This window comes from Chryseobacterium sp. LAM-KRS1, assembly GCF_013184525.1.
In the GTDB taxonomy this organism is placed as follows: Bacteria; Bacteroidota; Bacteroidia; order Flavobacteriales; family Weeksellaceae; genus Chryseobacterium; species Chryseobacterium proteolyticum.
Genome location: NZ_JAAOIZ010000005.1, coordinates 557,880 through 582,697 on the forward strand (window position 1 = coordinate 557,880; position 24,818 = coordinate 582,697).

The following is a 24,818-nucleotide window of genomic DNA, read 5'->3' on the forward strand; positions in this document are numbered from 1 at the left end:
AATGGTTATTTATCAGTATTGATGATACTATTGTTAAGTTTTACTTTTGCTAAATTAATAATTTACATTCAGTTATATATTGATATGAAAAGATATTTTGCGTCATGAGGAGAATCATTTTAAGTTTTTGCACCCTATTGTTCATCAATACAACTTTCGCCCAGACATTAGAAAAAATGATGTGGTTTAATGAACCTGAAAAATGGGAGATTAAGGGCAATACATTGTCTATGTTTGTAACTCCGCAAAGTGATTATTGGAGAATCTCTCATTACGGCTTTACAGTAGATGATGCGCCTTTTTATTATACCACTTATGGTGGTGAATTTGAAGCTAAAGTAAAAATAAACGGAAACTACAAGGCCAGATTTGATCAGATGGGTTTGATGCTGAGGGTGGATAAAGAAAACTACATCAAAGCAGGGATCGAATTTGTAGACGGAAAGTATAATCTAAGTACGGTCGTTACTCATACGACGAGCGACTGGAGTGTCATTACCCTGGATAAAATCCCTTCAGCAATATGGATAAAGGCAGTAAGGAGACTGGATGCAGTAGAAGTATTTTATTCTTTCGACGATAAAAATTACATCATGATGCGTAACGCCCATCTACAGGACAATACTCCGGTAATGGTCGGGTTAATGGCTGCATGTCCTGACGGAGCAGGATTTAATGCTGTTTTCGAAAATTTTAAAGTTAAGCATTTACCCGATGAACGACGTTTACAATGGCTTGACAATCATCAATAACGATTGAGTTACATTTCAATATACAGTCAATTTTTTAATACCTCCCATTTTTGGGAGGTTTTTCATTGACATATTGATATTTCAGTTTCATTTTTTCAATAAATTTCAGAAAATATATGGTAGCAATTAGGAACTAAACTAAATATATGTTTAACATTTTTTAAAGCTTTTATAAAAAGCGATCTCGGAAGCCTTCTTGTTCTTGAACCTGATTGACAAAATAATTTTTCTTCCAATCCAGGTTTTCCCTACCTCATAGGTCCAGATTTCATTATGCGGAAAATTAAAACCATCACCTATTTCTTCTACTATTTCACGACGTGTTTTTCCAAGCAAATGCTTAAATTTTTCTTTCATCATTGTTTTGTGTTTGCTGATTAGCATCAAAAAAGAGACCAAAAATATAAGCTTACTTCCTTCTTAAAAATCCATATAAATAATTAGTATGCAATTGATTAAATATATATTAAACTAACACAATCTACATGAATATATTTAATCAAAAACTTTGCTTCATTAAATAAAAGATAAGGCTGAAAATCTCTTCAAGAGGTTTCCAGCCTTAAACACTTGTACTTAAAAGTATGTTAAATATTGTTATGCTCTATAATTTATAAAGATTATCCTTCTAAAATGAACCTTATCGGGATTATAAAAGCAGTGTAACAAAAATAAGACTCCCTTACTTTTTATTAAAATAAATTGCATAGAATAAAAAGTCACAATACGTAGAAATAATTCTACATTAGCTATAGATTTTATTGGAAACCGGTAATCAACCACAAACAATCATATAAAAAATTCTGAAAAAACTTTTTCCATCATTATTTATATATTTTGGTCAGGTTTTTGAAGTGAAAAATTTAAATACAAATGATAAAATTGGTTTAAAAAATTCTAAACAAATTAAAAACTATTGCCAGATTATGATTTTTGAAGATGAATCCCACTACCAATTGCAGGATAAGCATAATTTATCATTTGTGAAAAATATCATTAATTTCCATGGAGATAAATCTCTTATATTAAATTCTCTGCAGAAAATAAGGAATTGTACTTTATGTGAAATGAAGAAAAGAATTATTGATAAATATATTAGCGATTACTCCGTTCACCTCAATCAAGATATTGAAACCGAAGAGTTTCACACCATCACGGAAGTGTATAAGCTTTCACCTTCTTACGCGAGGCAGTCCTATCAAAAGGTATTAAAGGAAAACGAATATTTGCAGAGGCTTCTTTCCTCATTGAACATAGATTGATTAATGGGTATATCTTATTCTTTCTTCTTCAAGATCAATTCTCATCAGATGCTTTCTGATAATGTCTTCATCATAGCGGTCACCATGATTCTGATCTACCAGCCAGGTCCGTTGTTGGTTTAGGATATCCATGTATGCAGATTTAACTTCCGGAGAAATCCTGATCTGAGCATCATCTCCTATTTTTCCCTGCCACTTGTCATGTATGTTCTGTAAGAAAGGGCTTGTCTTCAACATTTCTCCATAATTATTCGTGATATGTGCAAGCGTATATTGAGCCATTTCTCTTTTAATCTGTTCATCGGCTTCTTCATCCGGAAGATGATCATTAAAGGAGGGTATATTTACTTTTCTGATTATAAAAGGCAGGGTCAGGCCCTGAAGCAGTAATGTGGTCAATATAACAATGAAAGTAATAAATAAAATCAGGTTCCGCTGAGGAAAATCAGGACCACCAGGGTATAACTTAATAGGTATTGAAAGTGCTGCTGCTAAAGAAACTACCCCACGCATTCCCGTCCATCCCATGATTAATGGAGCTTTGAATCCGGGGCTTCTCTTATCCGCTACCGTAATATAATTTCTGGCAATAAGAGTAATGATCACGGCTCCGTAAGCAGACAAAATCCTGACAACTATCAACACACCCGTTATTAAAAGGCCATATCCTATTGCTGCAGAAAGACTTACTCCTTCCAGTCCTGAAGTAATTTCAGGAAGGTCTAATCCGATCAGCACAAACACCAAACCGTTTAATACAAAGGCGAAACTTTCCCAAACATTGATTCCCCGTAAACGTGATGAAGCACTTAATACACGATGCCTGTGATTAGAGAGTAGCAGGCCGCCGCTCACTACCGCAAGTACACCGGAACTGTGCACTTCTTCAGCACAGATGTACATGATGTAAGGAGCCACAATTGTAAGAATGGTATCCATGTTGGCATCTGTAGGCAGATATTTATGGCACTCCATGAAAATCCATCCTATGACCAGGCCGATTCCGAGTCCTCCTACAACCATCCAGGAAAAGCTTAACGCCGCTTCATGCCATACAAATTGCCCGGTAGCTACAGCTACCATTGCAAAACGTAATATAATAAGAGAAGAAGCATCGTTTAAAAGGCTCTCTCCTTCCAGGATTGATGACATCCTTTTGGGAACTTTCACAAATTTAAGAATGGCACCTGCACTTACAGCATCCGGCGGAGAAACAATTCCTCCCAGCAAAAACCCTAATGCCAAAGAAAATCCGGGTATGAAATAATTCGCTACAAAAGCGACGGAAATTGCAGTAAGAAAAACAACAACGAAGGCAAAACTTCCGATAATGCGCCGCCATTTCCATAATTCCTTCCAGGAAATAGACCAGGCTGCCTCATAAAGCAAGGGTGGAAGAAAAATGATAAAGATAAGTTCCGGATCCACCTTTATGGCGGGAATACCGGGAATAAAACTAATCAGTAATCCTGCAATTACCAAAAGAACAGGATAAGCCACCTTTATTTTATTGGCCAGCATTATAAGTAATACGATAGCAACAATAAGTGACAGATAAAAGGGGAAATTTTCAATCATTTTATCATGTTTAGAAATACAATGATAATGATTTGCTGACTTTTAATCCAAAAAAAAATTGAATTTATAAAACGTTTACAAGAGGTCATTCCTTAAAAAACCTAACATTTGTTTCTATTTCATCGCTTTTAAAACCGTAAAACAGAAATCACTGTTGATGATAAGAATTCCTTGGTCCGTTGATATTATTTAGAAGATATTCAAATTTAAAAAAGAGCTTTTTTAATCAGAGTGTAAAGAATATATTTTTCATGATCGCTTATAACGATTTATATTATCAAAAATAAACGTTTTTCAAATTGAAAATTTATCTGGAAATTTGTATAATCCTTTATGGTTATGAAGTAAAGGAATATGTATCCCATGAACTTATCTGAAAAAGCAGAAAGAAAAAGCAAACGTTTTCATTACATTAAATTATGTATTTTTCTTTCCGGATTATCTGTATTTGCCCAACTTTATCTTTTCCAACCATTGCTTCCTTTGGTAGCAGATCATTTCCATACGACCGTAGGAGACAGCTCTTTGCTCGTTTCTTCTTCTACAATAGGAATGGCAGCAGGCCTTTTTTTCTTTGCTTTTAATGCAGACAGCTATTCAAGAAAGGGATTAATGGCATTTTCCCTTATGTCTTCAGCTATTCTCACTATTATTTCTGCATGGATTCCAAGTCTTACCGTATTGATATTCATTGGCATTCTAAAAGGTTTTGTGATTTCCGGTGTGTCCGCGGTAGCTCTGGCCTATCTCACCGAGGAGGTCCATACATCTGTGGTTGGCCTGGCTATCAGTATGTATCTTAGCGGGAATACAATAGGAGGAATGAGCGGAAGAATATTGGCGACACTTCTTTCAGGAGAATGGGGTTGGCAGAAAGCAGTCCTGATCATAGGCATCGAGAGCCTGATCCTGGGCTTACTATTCTGGAGGCTTTTTCCCGGATCAAAATTTTTCAATCCGCAAAAAGTAGATTATCACCTTAAAATAAAACAGATGAAGAGATTCCTTACAGACTCTTATATGCTAAGGTTGTATTTTGTTGCGGCGCTGTTGATGGGAGCTTTTGTAAGTGTATATAATTATCTTACATTCCGTTTGGAAGCCGCTCCATTCTCGCTCAATCATTTTTATATTGCATTTATATTTTTGATGTATACATTCGGAGTGTTCGGAACGATGATTACCAGCCGTTTATCAAAGAGAACGGAACAGAAGAATATTCTGAAAGGATCAATATTATTTATGATTGCCGGCGTTATCCTTCTTCTTTCGGAAAATATCTACATTGTTATTTTCGGACTCGGATTATTTACACTTTCTTTTTTTGCGGCCCATACTATGGCGAGCCAAATGACAGCGCTCCGTGCAAAAGAAGGAAAATCTTCTGCAACTTCTATGTATTGGCTATTTTATTATTTTGGTTCCAGTATTCTAGGGAGTGGCACCGGTTATTTACTACACGGCACTTCGTGGAGTTATTTTATCATATTCCTTATTGTAGCTATACTTACAGCCTTTCTGCTTGCATCCTTAAAATTTAACAATATCCACAAAGTATCGTAAGTAAAAATCATTTATTTCAAGTAATATTTTATAATCCATAAATATTAGCCTAATACATTAACATATATTTAAATAAAATATATTCTGTCAGGCATAGTATTTGCAACTCTATTTATTAACACACATCATTTTTAATAACCTCCTTAACACTAAATATTATGAACGTTGCAGACTTAAAGATTAGAAATTTAGTTGAGTACAAAAATCAAATTTTCACAATCACAGAGATCTTCCAAAATAATGCAAAAGATTATTTTGTAAAAATTGAAAATGATATCCAAAGTATCTCTGCCCCGGCTGATGCCATCAATCCAATCCAGATCACTGAAGAATGGCTGGAAGAATTCGGTTTTTCAAGAACATACAGTTCTGAACAACGCATCCGGTATGAGCGACCGGAAGAGTTTATTAAATATGACATCGATCTGAGCCCCAAAAAAATCGTAGAAGGTTTAAAGATTTACGGCAACTCAATCCGGTGCAGATACATTCATGAGTTTCAGAATATTTTTTCATGCCTTTTCGGAAAAGAGGCCTTTACACGAATGCAATATCACCAATAATGTAAACATAACAACTATATATAAATCCACAGCTTTCTGAAGCTGTGGATTTTTTTGTTTCTGTTTTATCCCATTTATTTTCTTAAAGGCTTAAATGCCGACCGGAGTTCCTGTGCAAAAATCTGGGGCTCTTCCCAGGATGCAAAGTGTCCTCCTTTTGTAACTTCATTAAAATACATCAGGTTAGGATATGCCTTTTCTGCCCATGTTTTGGGAGCCTGATAAATTTCTCCGGGAAATACAGTAATGGCTACAGCCACTTTGATGTCTCTTGTTTTCTGCTCTACGACATTAAAATTGTTATTATTATTTTCCCAGTATAGTTGTGCAGATGAAACAGCGGTATCCGTGAACCAATATAAACTGATATCATCAAGCATCTCATCTTTCGTCAGGGATTTTTCAGCATTTCCACCACTGTATGTCCATTCATTGAATTTATCCAGGAAAAAAGAGGCTAGTCCTGCAGGTGAATCTGTTAGTCCATAACCAAGTGTCTGAGGACGTGTTACCATCATTGCAGCATAACCACCGCCGCGGGTATATAATTTATTCAATGAGGCAAAAGCTGCTTTTTCTTTTTCTGACAGACTTTCAGGTGCCGGGCCTCCCGCTTTTAGAATATCAGCTATTTCTGCAGGCACAGTTGCAGGCATATTGACATGGATTCCCAGAAGCCCTTCCGGAGCCTGACGGCCCATCGCATCGGCAATAACCGCACCCCAATCTCCTCCCTGGGCTACATAATGATGATAACCCAGACGTTTCATCAGAACATCCCAGCTTTTGCCTATCCTTTCAACACCCCAACCTGTTGTTTTAGGTTTTTCTGAAAACCCGTAACCAGGCATAGAAGGAATTATTACATCAAAAGCATCTTCAGCTTTTCCACCATATTTTACAGGATCTGTAAGAGGTTCAATGGCTTTTAATTCTTCAAATACAGACCCTGGCCAGCCATGCGTAATAATCAAAGGCATTGCATTTTTATATTTCGACCGTACATGAATGAAATGAATATCCAACCCATCTATTTTAGTTATATACTGTGGATAGGCATTTAGTTTATTTTCCGCCTTATGCCAGTCATAACTATTTCCCCAGTATTTTACAAGATCCTGAATCTGGTTTAGTCTCACTCCTTGTGACTGGTCTGTTACCGTCTCTTTACCTGGCCATCTGGTCGCATTGATCCGCTGGCGAAGTTCTTTGATGGCAGCTTCGGGAATACGTACATGGTAAGGGCGGATGGTTTCAGTTTCTTTTGTTGTATTCTGTGCAAAAGATGTTGCTGATAATAACATAAATACACCTGCAGTAATAGTCGTTTTTAAATTGTTTGCTTTTGTTTCCATTGTTTTGATTTTAAGAAGTTGATTTTTTAATTATTTTTTCGGCAAATGTATTGTGCTGCTTGTCGCAGATCAATCATCATCAGGTCCAATAAGACTAAACGAACGATAAACCGGTCATTTCAAAACTTAAAATCTACACCTGCTTTTTGAGTACTTATTCTGATCATTATTTTCAGCTCTAATCATAGTATATCCTTCAAAATTGTTCTTCCTAAAACCCCTGAAAATATCCCTGATCCTATTTGCCCGCCTCATCCTCCAAAATGTCTGTTTCACCCTTATGAAGCTGGTAACCGAAGAAGATTCAGACTTTCTTTGCAAAGTATTTCAACAATTATTAACTAAAATTTACACTCATGAACAATGATCAAAAAACAGCAGAAATAGAAAAAGTACTCTATACTGCAAAAACAAAAACTACGGGAGGACGACAAGGCAACGCTAAAAGTGATGATGGAAATCTGGATCTGTTGTTATCTCCTCCGGGATCAAAAATGGCGGGGACAAATCCGGAACAGTTATTTGCTGCAGGCTGGTCTGCCTGCTATATCGGAGCTTTAGGTCTTGCTGCCAAAAAATTGGGAGTACTTATTCCTTCTGAGACTTATGTGGATGCCGAAGTAGATCTGGGAATGAATGGGGAAGACTTCCTTTTACAGGCCCGGCTTTCCGTTAGTCTTCCTGGTTTGGAAAGAGAGATTGCACGGCAATTAACAGAACTCGCTCATCAGACCTGCCCCTATTCCAAGGCAATACACGGCAATATCAAGGTAAGTACTACCCTTGTTTAAAAAAGAAAATCCACAATATTGAAGTTGTGGATTTTTTTAGAATTTAATCAATTTACCCTTTTAGTTTTAAGATGTAATCCATCCGATATCATCTCGAGCTCATAAACTCCTGTATCTTTGTTTAAGGTAAATATCAGTCCGTCATTTGAGGCAGGATCAAAAAAGAATGTAAATTCAGAATCAGGGACACCTTCTGAGGTCTCGCCATCTTTGTTAGTAATGTACAATTTTCCCTCCTTAATGGTAATGACTAAATATTGAGATTGGTCGATTTCGAGAATGTATTTTCCTTCATACCGCTTCATTACATTTTCAGATAGACTAATCTTTTGTCTTTTTATTGCTCGAGGAACATGGTATGCTTTTCCTTCAAATATCTTCACGATATCTTGTGTCACCTGTTGAAAAGGAACTCCGGTGTAGTTGCTTAGAAAAATGAAATCAAATCCGGTTTTCCGGTTTTTATAAAAATAAGCCCGGTATCCAGGTCTGCCGCCAGCTTGTGCCAATACATCATTTTCGTCAAACAATTCTTTAATAAGATCTTTTTGAAGATGTTTACCATTAAAACCTTCTTGGGAGAAATGGAAAAGATCATCAATCGTTGAGGCGTAATTGCCGGTTTCAAACCGATCGAGTTCCTTTGCAGAAGCTTTAATTATTTTCCCATCTTCTATATCAAATCCATTCACAAAATTTTTAATCGGACTCTTACCATTATATTCATTGGTATTGTGAAGACCAATAGGGTCAAATATTTCTTTTTTTATGAATTTTAGATAACCCTCAGAAGCTACTTTGTTAATAATGTTATGCAATAATAAAAATCCAATATTGGAGTATAATGTCTGGGATCCGGGTTCAAATAAAAGTTTTTCCTTTTTAGCCAATTCAATGATCTGGTCGCCGGATAATTTATCAAACTTTTCATAATCTGTAATTTCCCTTGGTAAGCCAGACTGATGCTGCATAAGATGGTGGATGGTGATTTTTTCTCCTTCCGGAAAACCAGACAAAAACTTTGACAAATGATCGTTAAGCGATATTTTGTTCTGTTCTACCAATTTCAGGATTCCATATTTTACAAAAACCTTTGAAACAGAAGCAATAATAAATGTACTGTTTCTATTGATCAGCATATCCTTAGGTCCGTTTTGTAAATTGTATGTTTTATTGAGAAGCACCACTCCATTTTTTGCAATTATAACATTTCCATTAAACTGCCTTAGAGCTGTAAGAGATGAAAAATATTCATCTGCTTCCTTTTTTATTGTAGTATTTTCCACACCTACATTTAGCTGCGAACCTTCCTGGCTAAAACCCAGTGAAAAGAACAGTAAAAAAAGCATCAGCGAAAATTGATATTTCATAATTATTGGTTTTTTGGTGGTAAGGCTTTACGAATAATCCGATTTAAAGTTAGAAAAATATAGTAATAAGTTTATTTTTTTTACCTGTACCCAGCCTTATCCAAATCCTCTATTTTGATACTAAAATATCTTCCTAAGCTGTATTCCATTTAAAATGGCTTCGCCTTCATGAGGAATAAAACCAACTGTTATTCCCTGTCCTCTATTTACCAAAACGGTAGTTTTTGTACTGTATGCTGTAATAGGAGCAAGATGATTATCGTCTGAAAGATTTTCAAGAAAAATAAAACCATTCAGGGAAACATCAAATTTCCGGGTATTTCCCAACTTATTTTCTGACCGGGTATTGCTTTCAAGGTTATACACCAGCTTTTCCTGTTCCGTAGGGGTAAGGAGCTCCGCAAAGTGCAGTGTAATTTCGTAAAGTCCGTCAGGGACATCAGCTTTAAAGCTTTTCAGACCAACACGCTGTGTTTCATACATTGCATCATAAGCAGTTCCCAGTATATTTCTTCTTGAACCGTACTTTTCACTTTTTTCATCTTCCCGATACACTTTTCCGCCTACATATCCCCAGCTTCCCGGTTTATACTCCTGCTCAGGCACCCAGCTTTCTTTCGTTACTTCATCTTCAAACATTCTCTGATCTCCCAAACTTACATTTAAAGTTGTAAATGTATTTTCCGTATTTTTCAACTGATTGGCAATTACATGAAAATCAATGGCTATAAGATCTTCGTCACCTCTGTCCGTAACAGCTTTGAGGGTGTTAAGTCCATTTTTAAAACTGCATGCAAAGACAGCTTTCCCGTCTTTCACATTTTGTATGCCAATCAATTGTCCGTTATTCCAAAGCTTCACTTCTTTCTGATTGCTATACACTGTTACCGGTTGAGTGGCTTCTGTATTAATTCCGGGGTCCGCCTGCTGTGCCCGGTACAACCAGTCCGAGCCTCCAATTTTCACAAAAGGCTGTTGAGCCAATGCTGCTTTGTATATGAAATAGCTGTCTTTTGGTTTTCGGTCCGTCGTAAGTAATCCTTTGTTGTTAATATGAGGAACGGCTTCCTGACGGCTTTCGTTTCCAAACTCTGCAAGATTCCATACAATGGCACCTGCAATGAAGGGGTATTTTTTAATGATCTTAAGATAGGATTCATGATAAAGATTAGCATATCCCTGGGTTTTATCAAAAATCACAGGGCTGAAACTGTGAAGCCGGTAATCTGAATCTGCTCCGAACTCGGAAATAATCAAAGGTTTTAAAGGAAATTCTTTATGATGCTTTAAAACAAAAGTTTCAAAGTCTCCGAATTTCCCTCCATACCATCCCTGATATAAATTCCATCCCGCGATTTTAGGTATATCGATAAGTCCAACTTTTTTGTACAAATCGAAATCTCCGTGAAATGCAATCATAGTATATCTTTCCTTATCTTCATCCTGGCAGAGATTTTCCATTTTCAGAGCAAGCTCATGAAGATTTTTCCAATACTTTTCTCTTTCCGGTGTTTTGTCCTTATACAAGGGCTGAATAAGAACTTCATTCATATAGCTCCATATAATTACACTGGGATGATTATAATTCTGCCGTATCATTTCACGTTGCATATCGAGCATATTATGAGTGTAGCCTTCACTTTCGGTGATCTGATTGTTACCCGGCGTTTCCACAGCAGTTAATATTCCAAGGCGATCACATGCTTCCATAACAGCAGGATCCTGGGGATAATGAGAAACCCTTAAAAAATTTCCACCCATATCCTTCAGCCATTGCACATCATTGATATGCAAGGCGTCGGAAAGAGCAGATCCTATGCCTTTAAAATCCTGATGCCTGCTCGCTCCCATAATTTTATAGGGTTTACCGTTCAGGTAAAATCCTTTTTCAGCATCGAAATGATACCATCTAAAGCCTAAAGGATTGACCACCTCGTCATATACGATCTCATTTTTTGCATCTCTCAATACATTCACAACTTTATACAGGTAAGGATTTTCAGGACTCCATAAATTTGGTTTTTTGATGTTTTTTACCTGAACCGTAAAGCTTCCATCCTTATCCGGATCCGTTTCAGAAACGGCGACCTCTTTGCCTTCTTTATCATAAATCGTTGTTGTAATTTTAACCTTTTTGCTGACAGAAACTTTCCCCCTGATCTGAACACTGGCAGATTCTTCACTTACGGAAGGAGTAGAAATAAATACACCGCTACTTGCATAATTATCCATATCGAAATGGTTCTTGTCTGCTGCAATGAGATAGACATCCCGGTAAATACCACCATATACGCTAAAATCTCCTCCAAGCGGGGGAATATCAGGATCATGGCTGTTATCCACTTTTACCCTGATTGTATTTTTTCCTTCGTTTAAAAGGCTGGTAATATTGAAACTAAATGCAAGATAAGATCCTCGATGTACCCCCACCCTTTTACCATTTACAAATACTTCTGCAACCTGGCTGGCCCCTTCAAAATAGAGGTATATGTTTTTATCCTTCCAACCCTCAGGAATGTACAATTCTTTCTGGTACCATCCTATTCCCCGATAGTACCCTGGTTCATCATCCATAACATCTTCAGCATTCCATGTATGGGGAATATTTACCTGCTCCCAATATCCTTTTTTATTATCATCTTTTTCAGCTCCTCTGTGAAATTGCCAGGAAGTATTAATACTTTGCTTGATCCTTTGTGAAAAAGACACAAACGGAATTAATGACAGGAATATTATAATCAGATTTCTTATCGAATAGGTCATACTTCGGGATTTTGGAAATAAGTATTTGTTACAATGTAATTATTGTCTCAAATAGAGACAAATACAAATTTAATAGAAATTATCGTGCTTTAGTTTTTTTTCTTTCTTTTAGTTAATTCACATTTTAATATAAAAACCATTCTTATATTTCATTGTAAGACATTCCAGATGCTTTTAGTTCAAGTCCTATTCATTTAATTAAAAAACAACTTTATTTATTTATAATTACATTAAAATTTAAACATAAAACTTACATATTATTAATAATTTATTAAAGCAACGTTCATCTTAATTTCAGCCCGTTCCAAGCTTTAGAACCTATTTTTACACTGAGAATTAATATACTAAAGTGAAGAAAATTTTAACGTCTGTTCTATTGTGTACATCCATCTATTTTTATGCACAATCCGGGACCGTTTCCGGAAATATCAATGATGATTCGAAAATTACATTACCGGGAGCAAAGATCTCCCTTGCACCTGGAAACATTTATACGACATCGGATGAGCATGGAAATTTTGTTTTCCTGAATGTTCCTGCGGGAAATTATACAATGAAGGTAGATTATATGGGATATGGCAGTAATGAATACAACATTGTGGTGGAAACAGATAAAAACACTAGACAAAACATCATTTTTACCAGAAAAGAAACCCAGATTAAAGAGGTTGTGGTAACCGGGGCCACTTTACGGAACCAGGCCAGAGCCCTGAATAAACAAAAGAATAATGCCAATATTACCAATGTAATCTCTTCTGACCAGATTGGGCGTTTTCCTGATGCCAATATTGGGGATGCTTTGAAAAGAGTTCCTGGAATTACGATACAGAATGACCAGGGGGAAGCAAGAAATCTTATCATCCGAGGGCTCGCTCCCAATCTAAATTCGGTGACTTTAAACGGTGACCGTATCCCATCTGCAGAAGGTGATAACAGAAATGTTCAAATGGATCTGATTCCGTCCGATATGATTGCAACAATTGAAGTCAACAAAACATTGACGCCGGATATGGATGCGGATGCAATAGGTGGATCTGTAAATCTTATTACAAGAGCTTCACCTAACGGGCAAAGAATTTCCGCAACATTAGCAGGCGGATACAATCCGATTCGTGAAAAGGGAAATTATACCGCAGGCTTCGTATATGGAAACCGCTTTCTGAATAAGAAACTGGGTGCCGTTTTTAGTTTTTCCTATAATAATAACAATTTCGGATCGGATAATATAGAACCCACCTGGAGCCTTTCCGAAGATATTGCAAAGACAGCCTATGTCAGTAAAATGGGAGTTCGTTATTATAATGAACATCGTATACGACATAGTTTTGACCTGAATATGGATTATGAATTCAATTCGAAAAACAAAATTTATGCTTCTGCAATGTATAATTTCAGGAATGATAAGGAAAACAGATATGCTTTGGGCTACAAAATAAAACCTGTGTATAATACGGATGAAACTGAAATCACAGGATGGAGCGGAAGTATTACGAGACAAGATAAAGGTGGAGATGCTGCTAACGATAATACGCGTCTTGAAAAACAGAAAGTTCAGAACTATGCATTAAGAGGAGAACATCTCCTGGGTTCCAAAATTGATCTGGACTGGTCTATGAATTATGCTACCGCCAGTGAAAAAAAGCCTCATGAACGACATATTGAGTTTGAACGTAAAAACGTAAATTTCCTGAGTGACCTCAGTGATCCGGAAAGACCAATGATCAATCCTGCAACAGCAGATAATCTCGGGAGTTATAAATTAAGTGATCTTTCTGATTCCAACAGTTTCACCCAGGAAAAGGAATTCGGAGCAAAAGTAAATCTACGTTTCCCACTTTCTGTGATTGAGGATCAGAAAGGAAGATTACGTGTGGGAGCGCGTTTACGTATAAAACAAAAAGAAAGAGAAAATGATTATTATGCTTTTGAACCGCTTAACAGTTTGGGAAGTCTTTTAACGGTTCCAACTACCTATTTTGATGGTTATAACTTTCAGCCGGGTAATTATGTTCCGGGGACTTTTGTAAGTACGTCGTACATGGGAGGACTGGATCTGTTCAATCCCAATCTATTTAAAGGAGAACTTAAGCCGGAAGAATTCCTTTCCAGTAACTACCGTGCAAAAGAGCATATATATGCCGGATATATCCGATGGGATCAGGATCTCAGTGACAAATTCTCTATGATTGCCGGTGCGCGTCTTGAAACGACCACAATTGATTATACAGGAAACTATGTAATGGATGAAGAAAATCTTGTAGGAAAGATCAATAATAAAAACACATACACTAATATTTTACCTAATATTTCCTTCAAATATGTTCCGGAACAGAATCTTTTTCTCCGGGCTGCTTTTACTACGGCCTTGGCACGTCCTAATTATTATGCACTCGTACCTTTCTTAAACGTTATTTCGGCAGATGAGCTGATATCCGCAGGAAATCCAAATCTTAAAGCAACGTATGCGTATAATTTCGATTTCATGGCAGAAAAGTACTTTAAATCAGTGGGGATTCTTTCAGGAGGTGTCTTTTATAAAAACCTGAAAGACTTTATTTATACCTATTCCAGAAAAAACTATACAGCGGCGGATTTTTCACAAGATTTTACAGGTCAGACCAATCCTATTCCTGACGGGGAGAGTAACTGGAGATTTACGCAACAAAGAAATGGAGATAATGTAGACATCTATGGTTTTGAGGTCGCTTTACAGAGACAGCTGGACTTTATTCCGGGGGCATTCTGGAAGGGTCTTGGAGTATATGTTAATTACACCTATACTAAATCCAAAGCCAAAGGAATTACCAACGAAGAAGGTGTGGAAAGAACAGATGTAGGATTACCGGGAGCAGCTCCCCACATGTTCAACGGATCTCTGTCGTGGGAAAATAAACGTTTTTCAGCAAGGGTTTCTATGAATTATGCATCTTCTTATATTGATGAACTGGGTGGAAATTCGTTCGATGACCGCTATTATGACAAGCAGTTGTTCCTTGACGCAAATGCCTCATTCAAAATTACCAGCCAGCTGAGAGTATTTGCTGAAGCCAATAATTTAACGAATCAGCCGTTAAGGTACTATCAGGGAATTCAAAGCAGAACAGCTCAGGTAGAATATTACAGGCCCCGGTTTACGATGGGTGTAAAGTTTGATTTTTAATGTTATACAGAATGATAAAGATAAATACACGTGTTGCTCTCATCATGTTACCTTTGCTCATTAATTGTGCAGGACAAAATGAATTGGGAAAAAAAATAGAACCAACTGTTATTACAGAACAGGTCGGTTATGATACCGATGACCCGGCTATCTGGATCAATCCGGAAGATGCTTCAAAAAGTATTATCATAGGTACCGATAAGGATACCAATGGCGGGCTGTATGCTTTCGACCTGAATGGAAAGATCATTAACAAAGTTACGGGCTTAAAACGTCCGAATAATGTAGATCTCGAATATGGATTTTATTTACACGGAAATACAATAGATTTTGCTGCCGTTACAGAAAGGGAAACGAATACAGTTAGACTTTATTCTCTTCCTGAATTAAAGGAAGTTGGTGCATTCCCTGTTTTTGATGGTGAAAAAGAACGATCCCCCATGGGAATTTCTCTTTATAAAAACCCTGAAACAGGCGATTTTTTTGCTGTTGTCGGAAGAAAATCCGGACCAGCAGATGGCTATTTGTGGCAATATAAATTAACCGAAAAAGAAGGGAAAATTACGGGCGAGGTTGTACGGAAGTTTGGAAAATACAGTGGCTTGAAAGAAATAGAAAGCATTGCGGTGGATGATGAAGCAGGATATATTTATTATTCTGATGAACAATTCGGGGTGCATCAGTATTATGCAGATCCATCTAAAGGAAATGAGGAACTTCTGGTTTTCGGAAAGGGTGATTTCACATCTGATGTGGAAGGAATTTCCATCTACCCTACTTCTTCAAAGAATGGATATATCCTTGTTTCCAACCAGCAAAAAGATACTTTCAACGTCTATATGAGGGAAAATCCGTCAAAAGGAAAGATTGCAGAAATTCCGGTTTCAACCAGTGAAAGCGATGGTTCGGAGGTTACAAACGTAAACCTTGGTCCAAAGTTTCCAAAAGGGATGTTTGTAGCAATGAGCAACGGAAAGGTTTTTCATCTGTATGACTGGAGAACGATTGAAGATAGAATTAAAAGCCAGATGAAGAACTGATTTTCAGTATGGATAACTGATGTAAAATATATTCATCATTGAAATACCACGGTTGAAATCTATTTTTAATATAGAAAAACAAGAAGCCTTTACTATTACGTAAAGGCTTCTTTCCACCAAAAGATATAAATATGAAAAAAAAATATTTATTCTGAAATCCGGATACCGAAGATCAAAGCTTACCGGTATGTGCTGAAAGCTCTGTGGCTTCAAGCATAATATAATGTAAATCTGTGTTTTTTACGAAAGGTTTTAGCAGTTCACTTCCCGGCCCGAACATGGCAAGTTCCACATAATCACCCGAGTGATCCATGCTGATCCAGCCAACAGAATTATGCTTTTTCTGAATTTCCGAATACAGTTTAAAGGGAAGCTTTTTATAATTATATAACCCACCTTCTTTATCAAGACTGGTGTAGAAACTTAAAAGACTTTTAGCTTCATCATCAGCCAGGCTTATGGCATTGGTCTCATAGATCCAGTCTTTCGTTTGCTGCAGGTTAAAATCGGGATGGATTGCATTCAGGATATATTCATTGGTGAATTTATAATGGGCAATAGTATTGAAGTTTCGGGTAGCATCCGCGCCATAAATTGTTCCCGGATTGGCATTGCCGTGATCTGTGGTGATAATAACCAATGTGTTCTTATCTTTTTCAGCAAAATCAACAGCTACTTTTACAGCTTCTTCGAAAGCAATCTGATCATGGATAAGTGCTGCAACATCATTTGCGTGTGCAGACCAGTCCACCTTACCTCCTTCAATCTGAAGCACAAAACCTTCTTTATGATCTTTCATCTGGTCTATTGCCGTCTTTGCCATCTCAGCAAGTGTTGGTGTAGACTGTAAAGCTGCTATATTAACCCTATCAATTGAATAAGGTAGCGCTCCTGTATTGAATACTCCTAATACCGGTTTGCTTTTATCGATATTCTGCAGATCCGAACGGTTTTTTAGAATCTGATATCCTTTTTGTTTATACAAACCGTATACATCTTTTTTGTCTTCTCTTTTCGCGGGGTTAAAAAATTCATCTCCTCCACCCATCATCACGTCAAATCCTATTTCTGCATACATTTCCGCAATTTCAGGCTCGGCATTCCTGCTGGCTGAATTGATACAAAACCCGGCAGGTGTGGCATGGGTAATGGTTACAGTAGTGACACAGCCTGTTTTTTTTCCCGCTTTTTTAAATTTCTGCCAGATGGGAACATATCTTTCACCATTAGCGCCTATATTCAGTACGCCATTCTTTACCCTGAACCCACCACCGAAAGATGAGCTTGCAGCAGCAGAATCGGTAACAATTGAACTCGCAGAGGCAGTATCCATCAGTGCTCTGGATACTTTATTTTCCTTATACAAATTGATCCAGTTTCCACTTTTCCCAAGGATATTCTGGGAGTACAGGTTCGCTAAAGCCAGTGTTCCGGAACTCATGCCATCGCTTACCATAAAAATGATATTCTTAGCTTTTTTGTAAGATTTGGGCTTTACAGAAGATTCGGTGGCCAGAACATTAACCGGATTAATTGCAAACAATCCGGAAAGCAATGCCGAACCTTTTAGAAACTTTCGTCTGTTCATTTTCATTAACATTTCACGATGCAATATATATAATTAAAATTTAATAATGAAACAATGTTGCATTAATTAATTGTAAATTTAATTTTAACAGAATTGATCATATATTCTGCGGAAAAGGATCCTGAAAAATTACAGATTCATCAAACATTTTCTTTTCATCTCCGGTTAAGAGACAATACTCCAGATCTGCCATCATCTTTTCCTGATCTAAATTCTGCCCGATAAAGACCAATTCATTGATGCGGTCCCCCCAGTTTTTATCCCACCGGCTTTCTATAAATTCCTGATTTTGCAGAAATGAAGAATACTGCACTCTATTGCTCATAGGCATACTGGACCACCATACTCCTGCTTTTTCAAGACGGAAAGAACCGCCTGCCTGCGAAAAGTTCAATGCGTCATCAGGACGTGAAGCAAGCCAGAATAAACCTTTTGCCCGTAAAGCACCTTCCGGATATTGTTCGTTCAGATAGGTCCAAAACCTCATCGGATGGAATGGCTTTTTGTTTCTGAAAACAAATGATCCTATTCCATATTCTTCAGTTTCCGGAGTATGATGTTCTGCTTCCAGCTCCTTCTGCCATCCGGCAGATTGTTGGGCTTCTTCAAAGTCAAATAAATGAGTATTCAGTATTTCCCCGGAAGCTACTTTTCCAAATTCAGAGGTAATAATTCTGGCACCAGGATTCAACTTTCCGATGGTTGCTTTTAAAAAGCCCACCGTTTCTGCGTTGACCAAATCCGTCTTATTCAGTATGATCACATTGGCAAACTCTATCTGATCTGTCAGCAGGTTTACGATCGTACGGAAATCACCTTCCATATCCGTAAGCTCGCGGTCCATTAATAACTCGTTGGAACCAAAATCTTTAAAAAAATTTAAGCAATCCACTACGGTAACCATTGTATCTACATAGCTGAATGCGGAAAGATCAATTCCGTTTTCCTCATCTGCATAGGTAAAAGTTTGTGCTACTGGAACAGGCTCGCTGATACCGGTGCTTTCAATTAAGAGATAATCAAATCTTTTCTCTTTTGCCAGCCGTTCTACTTCAATCATCAGATCTTCGCGAAGAGTACAGCAGATACAGCCATTACTCATTTCCACCAGCTTCTCTTCTGTACGGGATAATGTACCCTGATTTTCTACAAGTCGTGCATCGATATTGATTTCACTCATATCATTAACGATTACCGCTACTTTTAAACCTTCTTTATTGTGTAGAACATGATTCAGTAATGTCGTTTTTCCGGCGCCAAGAAATCCGCTGAGCACGGTTACGGGAAGTTTATTCTCCATAATAGGTTAATGTTGATGATTATTAAAATTGAAAATATGGCCTGCGATTAAACCTGCAGCTCCAATATATATTAAAGGAATATGGATTTCAAAAATCAGGTCTACCAATACAGACACGGAGATTAAAAGAATGGAGATCCAAAACCACCATTTCAGCCATGTTTTTGAGATTTTCTTCGTGACTCTATAGACTACGATGGCTCCGATGAGCAGAAACGCCAGATCGATATAGGGATTGTGGGATATTCCAAGGGGAATGATCATCAGTAAAGGAAAGACAATACAATGAATCAGGCATAAAACCGCTGCGGAAATACCTACTGCATCTAAAATTTTTGATTTCATAAATGATATTTAAGTTTAAAATACTTATCGTAACTTTGTTGCAAATGTAGATATTAATTTTAATTAATGCAACAAAGTTGCAATAAAATCATGAAACAAGTCAGAAACACCCAGGCCAAAACAGAAATATTAAACATCATTAATAGCTCCGACAGCGCATTATCTCACACTGCTATCCAGGAAAAAATCGGGGATCTGTGCAACCGTGTTACCACTTACCGCGTGCTCGACCGTCTTGAAGAGGAAGGAAAAATCCATAAGATCGTTAATGTGGATGGGGTTGTGAATTACGCAAAATGCCATCATTGCACAGAAAATGATCACTCTCATAATCATATTCACTTTAATTGTGAAAAATGCTTGTCTGTAACATGCATAGAAAATGTGGTTCCTGAAATAACACTCCCTAAACACTTTGTTGCCAAAAGCTACAATTTTGTGGTAAGTGGAATCTGTCCGAAATGCTATCAGAACTAACAACAGATTACTTTAAATAAAGTAAAATATCTGTGAATTGCTACACGTTTTTTATTTATTTTTGATTTCAGGACATTTCAGCGTAAAAAATGCATGAAAGGGTTCTATATCACGAATATGAAAAACATAAAATTTTCAAAAATCTTCAGGCTGGTTCGTTGGAAAGAAGTTCTGGCAGTTATTATTTTATTACTGGCCTTCGTATTTTTCCGCAGTGAAAGACACGAACTCGCAACCATAGGCCCTCAATTGCAAAACTCAAAATTAAGCTGGGTTCTGACAGGTATACTTTTAACACTGATTTATGTCCTGCTCCAAGGTTTAATGTATGTAACGAGCTTTCGTGCAACCCAACTGAATGTAGGGATATCTGATGCCACCGTTTTATTTTTAAAACGAAACTTTCTTAGTGTATTTCTTCCTGCCGGAGGTGTAAGCTCGCTGGCATACCTTCCCAGGAATATCAGAACAAAAGGATATAAATCCTCCAAGATCCATCAGGCAAGTGCAATTTATGGATTTGTAGGATTACTAACGGTAATGATCGTAGGAATCCCGTTAATTGCTTACGCAGTCCTGATCAATAAAAGCTTCAATGACAGCTGGGTGGGGATTATTGTCTTGGCGGCTATTCTTTTAGGCAGTTATTCAGCATTCGTTTCGTTCCGTAAGAAAAATTCCCTCTACCGGTTTCTGGATCGGAAATTTCCTAAATTCATTGCTTCCATAGATGAGATATTCAATAATGAAATCGACAGAAAGTATTTCTGGATCACTATTTTAGTTTCAGTACTTATTGAATTCTGTGGTGTTTTCCATCTCCTGATTGCCATGTATGCTTTCGGAGTTCCGGCATCATTTTCTGCTGCAGCGATATCGTATGTTGTTTCGATTTTACTGATGATCGTCTCCCCTTTCCTCCGTGGCTTGGGAGCCGTGGAGTTTTCGCTTACCTATATTCTTACGAACTTCGGATACAGCCACGCTGACGGTTTAGGCATTACTCTGCTCTACCGTTTTTTTGAATTCTGGATTCCATTGGTTCTTGGGATTTTTGCTTACCTATGGAGCGGACGGAAACTATTGGCCCGTATTTTACCTGTAGTTATGATTTTTTTATTGGGCATCATCAATATCCTTTCGGTAATTACTCCCGCCCTCACGGATCGTTTACACATCCTGAAAGGGTATCTGCCCTGGGAGCTCATCCATATTTCCAAAATGATCACACTCATTTCCGGAGTCTTGCTGCTGGTAACCTCCGCTAATCTTTTCCGGGGATATAAAAGAGCCTGGTATTTTGCAGTAGTACTCACCATAGTATCCATTATTTTTAATTTGTCTAAAGCACTTGACTATGAGGAGGCCTTATTTTCTGCATTTACTTTAGGACTTCTCTGGTACAGCAGAAAGGAGTATATCTTTACCACTAAAATCGTTTCTTTACAAAGAGGTTTCAGCTGGTTTTTAGGAATATTCACCATTATCCTTATTTTCAACTATTTCAGCTTTTACTTTATCAGTAAATCCCATTTCGGCATTGATTTTACAAAGAAAGAAGCCCTTTATTATACATTGTACACATTCCTGCTGTTCAAAGATTCGGGACTTACCCCTCTTACCGGATTTGCACGGGATTTCCAGAACCTTAACTATATTCTTGGGGTAATTTCCTGGTTGGTGCTCATTCTTTCGTTTTACAGAACTCATTCCTGGGTCGTGAAAGATGAGAAAGAAAATGCCATTAACGCTAAACAGCTGATAGAAGAATTCGGAACATCTTCATTGGATTATTTTAAGTTGGCCAAAGAAAAGGAGTTTTATTTTTCTGAAGAAATTAATGGGGTTGTGTCTTTTCGTACGGCGAATGGATTTGCAGTTGTTCTCGAAGAGCCCGTATGCGCTGAACATCACAAAACAGACTTGATCAGGGAATTCGATCTGTTCTGTAAGAAAAACAATTTAAAAACCTGCTATTACAGAGTGAGTGAAAGTGGTATTATTTATTTTAATCCCTTAAAAAAACAAAAATTGTTTATCGGTCAGGATGCCATCCTGGATGCTGAAGGTTTTACGCTTACAGGAAAAGATAAAAAGACGATCAGGAACGGCATCAATGCGGTTGAAAAGTCCGGTTATATTACGGAAATACGATATGCGCCTCAGGATGATAAAACCATAGACCAGATCCAAAGTGTTTCTGATGAATGGCTCAGGGAATTTGATAAAAAGGAAATTGTTTTTGCAGAGGGAATGTTTGATCGCGATACGGTAAGAAACCAGGATCTTATTACCATTTCTGATAATAACGGACAATGCGTTGCATTTCTGAATATAATTCCTCATTGTGCTCCTGACGAGTGCAGCTATGATATGATCAGAAAAACTGAAGATGCTCCCAACGGCAGTACTGATGTACTGATCGTAAAACTTGTAGAATATGCCAAAAGCAAAAACCTGAAATACATAAACATGGGAATGACCCCAATGGCAGGGATACAACAGACCCATAATACGGCTGAGGATATCATGAAGTTTGCATATCAGAGGGTCGGTAGCTTTAAACATTATCAAACACTGCGAAACTTTAAAGAGAAATATGCCAGTCTCTGGGAAGATCAGTATCTTGTTTATAACAGTGATTTTGAACTGCTTCAGATACCAACGGCATTAAATAAAGTGATGAAACCACAGAAAAATGAAGAATAGACTACGAAAATTCGGCAATCTCCTATCATTATCCCTACTGGCCATTTTTTCAGGCTGTCAAAAAGATAATGACTTCAAAATAACGGAATGGAATTTAAACACAGACAAACCTGTTATCTTTTACATCAGTGGCGACGCCGGCTTTAATACTTTTACAAAAGGCCTGGGTACAGATCTCCACAAATTAGGGTATGATGTGTTTGCTTTGGACACGAAGGCTTACTTCTGGAATAAAAAAACACCGGAACAAACTTCCGGAGATATAGAGAATTACATCAACCAGCAATTGCAGGGACGCAAAAATCAAAAAGTAGTTCTTCTTGGGTTTTCATTTGGTGCTGATGTAACTCCATTTGTATATAACCGTTTTACTCCTGATCTGAAAAGCAAGATCCAAAAAGTCTTTATTATGGGGCCTTCTAAAAGCAATGACTTTCAGATTCACCTGGATGAATATTTTGGAGTTGAGCCCAAAGGAAGTTTACAGGTCATCCCGGAGATCAACAAAATGGGAACAGTTCCTGTACTGCTTATTGTAAGTGATTTTGAATTTGCCCATTTTCCGTATTATGAAATAAAGCTGGGTAGTAATTATAAGATGAAACATATTCCGGGAAACCATCATTACGGAAATAATACGAAGATGCTGGCCAACTTTATCAATCTTAATTTATAAAATACAGCGACCGCACCGGTTGGAAAAATTAATAACCTTGAAGTCATCAACAAAAATAACATGAAAAATAAACCAATAACAGAATACACCAATGAGGAACTCATTAATCAGGAAAAAAATTCAAAAGCAATAACCATTTTGCTTATGGTTGCTATTCCACTTTTATTCTTTAGTAATCTTTTTCTGACATTCAAACACAAATTCAGTGCTTTGGCCGTGATTCCTATCGCTCTGGTTCCTATTTTAATTGTAAATATTAATAAATGGAAGCAACTTAAAAAAGAAAAAGCCTATAGAAATCTATAAAATAAAAGCCTTCCAGAATTATTGAAAGACCTTTAAAGTAGGAATATAAGTTAATCCTGTTTCTTATTGATATATTTTTCAAACCGTTTTAAACCTCCTTCCAAAACTTCTCTGGGACAGGCAATGTTCATTCGCAAAAAACCTTCCCCGGAACTGCCATACATTGTTCCCGGGTTCAGCCACAATTTTTCTTCCTTAAACAGGAGTTTTGAAAGCTCTTCAGATCCTTTACCCAAAATCCGGCAATCCAGCCATACAAGGTAGGTCGCCTGTAATGGGCTAATGGTTATAGTGGGTAAATGATCTTTGCAAAAATCTTTTAAAAACAGATAATTATTATACAAATATTCTTTTAATTCCTCCATCCAGTCCCTTCCATGTGTATAGGCAGCAATTAAAGCTTCAGCCGCAAATGGATTGATACCATAAGTCTCCTGTACGGATAATATTTTTGAAATTTGTTTTTTAAACTCCTGATCTTTAGTAATAACATATGACACAGACAGGCTGGACAAATTAAATGTTTTACAGGGAGAACCGCAGGTTACAGAAAGTAGATCATAATCTTCCGCTACAGAAAGAAATGGCACATGCTTGTTTTCTTTATACACGATATCGGCGTGAATTTCATCAGAGATAACCATCACATTATGTCTCGAACATATTGAAGCTATTTTTTCCAGTTCCTGTCTTGTCCATACTCTTCCTACAGGGTTGTGGGGACTACAAAGCAGCAGCATTTTATTCTGAGGGTCTGAAGCCTTCATTTCGAGGTCTTCAAAATCAATCTGATAGTTTCCGTTTTCGTACATCAGATGATTTTCAACCGCATGGCATCCGCAATTTTCAATCAATATAAAAAAATGGTTGTATACCGGTGATTGTACTATAATATGATCTCCCGGCTGAAGGTATGTTCTTACAATAGCAGAAATTACCGGAATCATTCCCGGAACAGGAAGCAGCCATTCTTTTTTTAAACTGACCTCATGACTTGTTTCCCACCAACTGATAATTGCATCATACAGTGCCTGGGGAGTAAAGCTATATCCAAACATTCCCTGTTCAGCTTTCCGTGAAAGAGCATTTATGATTTCAGGAGGTGTTTTAAAGTCCATATCAGCCACCCACATAGGGAGCACATTATCATCTGCCACAGAATCCCATTTGATGGAATTGGTGCCTCGTCTGGAGATTATTTCGTCGAAATTATAAGTCAT

General features: G+C 37.3%; 20 protein-coding genes. 11 read left to right on the top strand and 9 right to left on the bottom strand.

The window, feature by feature from the left end:
* Positions 1 to 104 precede the first annotated feature (104 nt).
* Positions 105 to 752 carry a DUF1349 domain-containing protein gene (locus tag G9C87_RS17165; RefSeq protein ID WP_172283374.1) on the top strand — a complete coding sequence of 216 codons (648 nt, stop codon included), beginning with the start codon at positions 105 to 107 and terminating at the stop codon, positions 750 to 752.
* Between the two features lie 150 nt (positions 753 to 902).
* Here the strand turns inward: G9C87_RS17165 and G9C87_RS17170 are convergent, their stop codons facing one another.
* Positions 903 to 1,112 (bottom strand): hypothetical protein, encoded by a 210-nt coding sequence (locus G9C87_RS17170; protein ID WP_228457038.1) that lies wholly within the window; start codon positions 1,110 to 1,112, stop codon positions 903 to 905.
* A 566-nt stretch (positions 1,113 to 1,678) separates the two neighbouring features.
* Here G9C87_RS17170 and G9C87_RS17175 point away from each other — a divergent pair.
* Positions 1,679 to 2,014 carry a hypothetical protein gene (locus tag G9C87_RS17175; protein ID WP_172283376.1) on the top strand — a complete coding sequence of 112 codons (336 nt, stop codon included), beginning with the start codon at positions 1,679 to 1,681 and terminating at the stop codon, positions 2,012 to 2,014.
* On the opposite strand, the gene G9C87_RS17180 is transcribed toward G9C87_RS17175, so the two are convergent.
* Positions 2,015 to 3,592 (bottom strand): Na+/H+ antiporter, encoded by a 1,578-nt coding sequence (locus tag G9C87_RS17180; protein ID WP_172283378.1) that lies wholly within the window; start codon positions 3,590 to 3,592, stop codon positions 2,015 to 2,017.
* Positions 3,593 to 3,955: 363 nt separating this feature from the next.
* Between G9C87_RS17180 and G9C87_RS17185 the strand changes: the two genes are divergently transcribed.
* Both G9C87_RS17185 and G9C87_RS17190 read left to right on the top strand, forming a co-directional pair.
* Complete coding sequence (locus G9C87_RS17185) at positions 3,956 to 5,155, top strand: MFS transporter (protein ID WP_172283380.1); 1,200 nt, start codon at positions 3,956 to 3,958, stop codon at positions 5,153 to 5,155.
* A gap of 158 nt (positions 5,156 to 5,313) precedes the next feature.
* Complete coding sequence (locus tag G9C87_RS17190) at positions 5,314 to 5,718, top strand: hypothetical protein (RefSeq protein ID WP_172283382.1); 405 nt, start codon at positions 5,314 to 5,316, stop codon at positions 5,716 to 5,718.
* A 74-nt stretch (positions 5,719 to 5,792) separates the two neighbouring features.
* Here G9C87_RS17190 and G9C87_RS17195 read toward each other — a convergent pair whose 3' ends face one another.
* Positions 5,793 to 7,073, bottom strand: coding sequence for an epoxide hydrolase family protein (locus G9C87_RS17195; protein ID WP_172283384.1), 1,281 nt, complete (start codon positions 7,071 to 7,073; stop codon positions 5,793 to 5,795).
* A 356-nt stretch (positions 7,074 to 7,429) separates the two neighbouring features.
* Between G9C87_RS17195 and G9C87_RS17200 the strand changes: the two genes are divergently transcribed.
* Entirely contained in the window at positions 7,430 to 7,864 is a 435-nt protein-coding gene (locus G9C87_RS17200) for an organic hydroperoxide resistance protein (RefSeq protein ID WP_172283386.1), read from the top strand.
* 47 nt (positions 7,865 to 7,911) lie between these two features.
* Here the strand turns inward: G9C87_RS17200 and G9C87_RS17205 are convergent, their stop codons facing one another.
* Together G9C87_RS17205 and G9C87_RS17210 are read right to left on the bottom strand one after the other, a co-directional pair.
* Positions 7,912 to 9,234, bottom strand: a complete 1,323-nt coding sequence (locus tag G9C87_RS17205) for a serine hydrolase domain-containing protein (RefSeq protein ID WP_172283388.1) — start codon at positions 9,232 to 9,234, stop codon at positions 7,912 to 7,914.
* 120 nt (positions 9,235 to 9,354) lie between these two features.
* A complete protein-coding gene (locus G9C87_RS17210) occupies positions 9,355 to 11,997 on the bottom strand; it encodes a glycoside hydrolase family 2 TIM barrel-domain containing protein (protein WP_172283390.1) in 2,643 nt (880 codons plus the stop codon).
* 349 nt (positions 11,998 to 12,346) lie between these two features.
* On the opposite strand from G9C87_RS17210, the gene G9C87_RS17215 reads away from it, so the two are divergent.
* The gene (locus G9C87_RS17215; RefSeq protein ID WP_172283392.1) at positions 12,347 to 15,157 is read left to right on the top strand and encodes a TonB-dependent receptor; all 2,811 of its coding nucleotides are present in this window, start codon (positions 12,347 to 12,349) and stop codon (positions 15,155 to 15,157) included.
* 44 nt (positions 15,158 to 15,201) lie between these two features.
* Positions 15,202 to 16,197: a phytase gene (locus G9C87_RS17220; RefSeq protein WP_317168572.1), complete on the top strand. Its 996-nt coding sequence runs from the start codon at positions 15,202 to 15,204 to the stop codon at positions 16,195 to 16,197.
* Between the two features lie 172 nt (positions 16,198 to 16,369).
* Here G9C87_RS17220 and G9C87_RS17225 read toward each other — a convergent pair whose 3' ends face one another.
* The 3 genes from G9C87_RS17225 to G9C87_RS17235 form a co-directional block, all read right to left on the bottom strand.
* A complete protein-coding gene (locus G9C87_RS17225) occupies positions 16,370 to 17,785 on the bottom strand; it encodes an alkaline phosphatase (protein WP_172283396.1) in 1,416 nt (471 codons plus the stop codon).
* A 97-nt stretch (positions 17,786 to 17,882) separates the two neighbouring features.
* Positions 17,883 to 19,085: a GTP-binding protein gene (locus G9C87_RS17230; RefSeq protein ID WP_172283398.1), complete on the bottom strand. Its 1,203-nt coding sequence runs from the start codon at positions 19,083 to 19,085 to the stop codon at positions 17,883 to 17,885.
* A 6-nt stretch (positions 19,086 to 19,091) separates the two neighbouring features.
* A complete protein-coding gene (locus G9C87_RS17235; RefSeq protein WP_172283400.1) occupies positions 19,092 to 19,430 on the bottom strand; it encodes a MerC domain-containing protein in 339 nt (112 codons plus the stop codon).
* A gap of 90 nt (positions 19,431 to 19,520) precedes the next feature.
* On the opposite strand from G9C87_RS17235, the gene G9C87_RS17240 reads away from it, so the two are divergent.
* From G9C87_RS17240 to G9C87_RS17255, 4 genes are all read left to right on the top strand, one after another.
* A complete protein-coding gene (locus tag G9C87_RS17240; RefSeq protein WP_172283402.1) occupies positions 19,521 to 19,907 on the top strand; it encodes a Fur family transcriptional regulator in 387 nt (128 codons plus the stop codon).
* Positions 19,908 to 20,024: 117 nt separating this feature from the next.
* Positions 20,025 to 22,616, top strand: coding sequence for a phosphatidylglycerol lysyltransferase domain-containing protein (locus G9C87_RS17245; RefSeq protein WP_172283404.1), 2,592 nt, complete (start codon positions 20,025 to 20,027; stop codon positions 22,614 to 22,616).
* Positions 22,606 to 23,292, top strand: coding sequence for an alpha/beta fold hydrolase (locus G9C87_RS17250; protein WP_172283406.1), 687 nt, complete (start codon positions 22,606 to 22,608; stop codon positions 23,290 to 23,292). The genes G9C87_RS17245 and G9C87_RS17250 overlap by 11 nt, the downstream gene beginning before the upstream one ends.
* A 60-nt stretch (positions 23,293 to 23,352) precedes the next feature.
* A complete protein-coding gene (locus tag G9C87_RS17255; RefSeq protein ID WP_172283408.1) occupies positions 23,353 to 23,598 on the top strand; it encodes a redox-active disulfide protein 2 in 246 nt (81 codons plus the stop codon).
* A gap of 50 nt (positions 23,599 to 23,648) precedes the next feature.
* On the opposite strand, the gene G9C87_RS17260 is transcribed toward G9C87_RS17255, so the two are convergent.
* Positions 23,649 to 24,818 carry a MalY/PatB family protein gene (locus G9C87_RS17260; RefSeq protein ID WP_172283410.1) on the bottom strand — a complete coding sequence of 390 codons (1,170 nt, stop codon included), beginning with the start codon at positions 24,816 to 24,818 and terminating at the stop codon, positions 23,649 to 23,651.

Coding starts and splice junctions, on each gene's coding strand:
- G9C87_RS17240 (WP_172283402.1), top strand. CDS start 19,521: ATGAAACAAGTCAGAAACACCCAGGCCAAAACAGAAATATTAAACATC.
- G9C87_RS17235 (WP_172283400.1), bottom strand. CDS start 19,430: ATGAAATCAAAAATTTTAGATGCAGTAGGTATTTCCGCAGCGGTTTTA.
- G9C87_RS17225 (WP_172283396.1), bottom strand. CDS start 17,785: ATGAACAGACGAAAGTTTCTAAAAGGTTCGGCATTGCTTTCCGGATTG.
- G9C87_RS17230 (WP_172283398.1), bottom strand. CDS start 19,085: ATGGAGAATAAACTTCCCGTAACCGTGCTCAGCGGATTTCTTGGCGCC.
- G9C87_RS17195 (WP_172283384.1), bottom strand. CDS start 7,073: ATGGAAACAAAAGCAAACAATTTAAAAACGACTATTACTGCAGGTGTA.
- G9C87_RS17205 (WP_172283388.1), bottom strand. CDS start 9,234: ATGAAATATCAATTTTCGCTGATGCTTTTTTTACTGTTCTTTTCACTG.
- G9C87_RS17220 (WP_317168572.1), top strand. CDS start 15,202: ATGTTACCTTTGCTCATTAATTGTGCAGGACAAAATGAATTGGGAAAA.
- G9C87_RS17185 (WP_172283380.1), top strand. CDS start 3,956: ATGAACTTATCTGAAAAAGCAGAAAGAAAAAGCAAACGTTTTCATTAC.
- G9C87_RS17200 (WP_172283386.1), top strand. CDS start 7,430: ATGAACAATGATCAAAAAACAGCAGAAATAGAAAAAGTACTCTATACT.
- G9C87_RS17170 (WP_228457038.1), bottom strand. CDS start 1,112: ATGATGAAAGAAAAATTTAAGCATTTGCTTGGAAAAACACGTCGTGAA.
- G9C87_RS17260 (WP_172283410.1), bottom strand. CDS start 24,818: ATGACTTATAATTTCGACGAAATAATCTCCAGACGAGGCACCAATTCC.
- G9C87_RS17255 (WP_172283408.1), top strand. CDS start 23,353: ATGAAAAATAAACCAATAACAGAATACACCAATGAGGAACTCATTAAT.
- G9C87_RS17175 (WP_172283376.1), top strand. CDS start 1,679: ATGATTTTTGAAGATGAATCCCACTACCAATTGCAGGATAAGCATAAT.
- G9C87_RS17250 (WP_172283406.1), top strand. CDS start 22,606: ATGAAGAATAGACTACGAAAATTCGGCAATCTCCTATCATTATCCCTA.
- G9C87_RS17190 (WP_172283382.1), top strand. CDS start 5,314: ATGAACGTTGCAGACTTAAAGATTAGAAATTTAGTTGAGTACAAAAAT.
- G9C87_RS17180 (WP_172283378.1), bottom strand. CDS start 3,592: ATGATTGAAAATTTCCCCTTTTATCTGTCACTTATTGTTGCTATCGTA.
- G9C87_RS17210 (WP_172283390.1), bottom strand. CDS start 11,997: ATGACCTATTCGATAAGAAATCTGATTATAATATTCCTGTCATTAATT.
- G9C87_RS17165 (WP_172283374.1), top strand. CDS start 105: ATGAGGAGAATCATTTTAAGTTTTTGCACCCTATTGTTCATCAATACA.
- G9C87_RS17245 (WP_172283404.1), top strand. CDS start 20,025: ATGAAAAACATAAAATTTTCAAAAATCTTCAGGCTGGTTCGTTGGAAA.